Genomic DNA, 2910 nt, shown 5'->3' with positions numbered 1-2910 from the left:
GAATCTACTTTTGGCGAGCACACCATCAACTGGAAAGCGCCCTACCCTAGAATTTCGATGACAGAAGCCATTCAGAAATTTACAGGTTTCGACATCACCGGCAAATCCGAGCAGGAACTGTTTGATTTTGCCAAATCAATCGGTGTGGAAGTGAACGAAACCATGGGTAAAGGAAAATTAATTGATGAAATCTTCGGCGAAAAATGCGAACGAAACTTCATTCAGCCGACCTTCATCACCGATTATCCGATCGAGATGTCGCCTTTAACCAAAAAGCACCGCAGCAAAGAAGGTTTAACCGAAAGATTTGAATTAATGGTTTGCGGTAAAGAAATCGCAAATGCTTATTCCGAATTAAACGACCCTATTGACCAAAGAGAACGTTTCGAATCGCAAATGGCACTTTCAGAAAGAGGCGATGACGAGGCCATGTTCATCGACAACGATTTCCTCCGCGCATTGGAATACGGAATGCCGCCGACCTCAGGTTTAGGCATCGGTATGGACCGTTTGATTATGTTTTTAACCAACAACCCATCAATTCAGGAGGTTTTATTCTTCCCGCAAATGAAACCGGAAAAAGCAGTTCCTCAAATCGAACTGGGCGAAGACGAAAAAGTAATCATCGAAATCCTAAACTCTCAGGAAAAACCAATGGATCTTGCAGAAGTAAAAACCAGAAGCCAGCTTTCAGGAAAAAAATGGGACAAGGCGACTAAAAACCTTACTAAATTTGATATGATTAAAGTAGAGAAAACCGATGATCAGGTTTTAATAAAGCTTACATAACAACTTATTTTTATAATTAAAGTCCCCTGCGATCAGGGGACTTTTTTTGTGGAAAACTTCTTCATTTTTAATCAACTTTCTAGGTTTCGTAATCCGATTAAATTCAGTATATTTGTTGGTCTTTTTGAATAACCGGAAAGATGGAAATTCAGAAAAATTTAATTGAAATTTATTGCAGCCAGCACCAAATTTTGTTGGCAAAAAAGAAGATATGAGTCAAAAAGAATATACAGCGAGTAGTATACAGGCGTTGGAAGGAATGGAACATGTGAGGTTAAGACCCTCCATGTATATCGGTGATGTCGGAACAAGAGGGCTTCACCATTTGGTTTACGAAGTGGTAGATAACTCTATCGATGAGGCATTGGCAGGACACTGCGACACCATTGCCGTAACGATCCACGAAGGAGAAGCAATTTCAGTGAAAGATAATGGCCGTGGTATTCCGGTGGATTTTCACGAAAAAGAACAGAAATCTGCACTTGAAGTTGTAATGACCAAAATTGGCGCAGGTGGTAAATTCGATAAGGATTCCTATAAAGTTTCCGGTGGACTTCATGGGGTTGGTGTATCTTGTGTTAACGCACTTTCAACCTCACTTATCGCTACTGTAAACAGAAACGGAAAAGTTTATCAGCAGAAGTATTCTGAGGGTAAAGCTTTAACGGAAGTTAAAGAAATCGGCACAACAGACGAAAGAGGAACAGAAGTATTTTTCCAACCCGATCACACCATTTTCCAGGAGTTGGTTTACAACTATGATACTTTGGCAGCAAGGTTAAGAGAACTTTCTTTTCTCAACAAAGGAATCACCATCACATTAACCGATGAAAGACAGAAAAATGAAGACGGAACTCCGGTTTCCGAAACTTTTCACTCAGAAGGTGGTTTGAAGGAATTTGTTGAATATATTGACGGAAACCGCGAATCGATCATGAGCAATGTGATCTTCATGGAAGGTGATAAAGATGATATTCCGGTAGAAGTTGCCATGCGTTACAACACTTCTTACAACGAAAATCTTCACTCTTACGTGAACAACATCAATACCCATGAAGGTGGTACGCACTTAGCAGGTTTCAGAAGAGCTTTAACAAGAACTTTGAAGAAATTTGCTGATGAACTGGGTATTCCTGCCAAAGAAAAAGTAGAAGTTACCGGCGACGATTTCCGTGAAGGTCTTACGGCGGTGATTTCTGTAAAAGTAATGGAGCCTCAGTTTGAAGGGCAAACCAAAACAAAATTGGGCAACTCCGAAGTTTCGGGTGCGGTGGATAAAATCGTGGGCGAAATGCTGACGAACTTCTTAGAAGAAAACCCGAACGAAGCCAAATTAATTGTTCAGAAAGTTGTTTTGGCGGCAAAAGCAAGACAGGCGGCAAAAAAAGCAAGAGAACTTGTGCAGAGAAAATCGCCGATGGGTGGAAGCGGACTTCCGGGAAAACTCTCCGACTGCTCCTCAAAAGATCCTGAAATTTCTGAAATTTTCCTCGTGGAGGGTGATTCTGCAGGTGGAACTGCAAAACAGGGCCGTGACCGTCATTTCCAAGCCATTCTGCCGTTGAGAGGTAAAATTCTGAACGTAGAAAAATCGATGCTTCATAAGGTTTACGACAACGAAGAAATCAAAAATATTTATACCGCTCTCGGTGTTTCCGTAGGCACAGAAGAAGACAGCAAAGCACTCAACATGAGCAAACTCCGCTATCATAAAGTTGTAATTATGACTGATGCTGATATCGACGGATCACACATTTCTACCCTAATCTTAACCTTCTTCTTCCGTTATATGAAGGAACTGATCGAGAACGGCTATATCTACATCGCACAGCCGCCACTGTATCTTCTGAAAAAAGGCAACAAAAAAATCTACGCCTACAACGAGAAAGAACGGGAAGAATTTACTTTAGAAATGGCTCCGGACGGAAAAGGTGTTGAAGTACAGCGTTACAAAGGTCTAGGGGAAATGAATCCAGAGCAGCTTTGGGAAACTACCTTGAATCCTGAGAACAGAATCCTGAAACAGGTAACCATCGACAGTCTTGCAGACGCTGATAATGTATTCTCGATGCTGATGGGCGACGAAGTGCCACCACGAAGAGAGTTTATCGAGAAAAATGC

General features: G+C 41.5%; 2 protein-coding genes. Both read left to right on the top strand.

Annotated elements, in window-relative coordinates; all coding sequences use genetic code 11:
• On the top strand, positions 1-789 hold a 789-nt coding region (locus V5N63_RS11010), incomplete at its 5' end, for an amino acid--tRNA ligase-related protein (protein WP_332033985.1).
• A 211-nt stretch (positions 790-1000) separates the two neighbouring features.
• Positions 1001-2910: DNA topoisomerase (ATP-hydrolyzing) subunit B (gene gyrB / locus V5N63_RS11005; RefSeq protein WP_332033984.1), on the top strand; the 1910-nt coding region annotated here is incomplete at its 3' end.

This window comes from Kaistella sp., assembly GCF_032060305.1.
Classification (GTDB): Bacteria; Bacteroidota; Bacteroidia; order Flavobacteriales; family Weeksellaceae; genus Kaistella; species Kaistella yananensis.
Note: the sequence above shows the minus strand (reverse complement) of the source record. Positions and strands in the feature narration are given on the sequence as shown.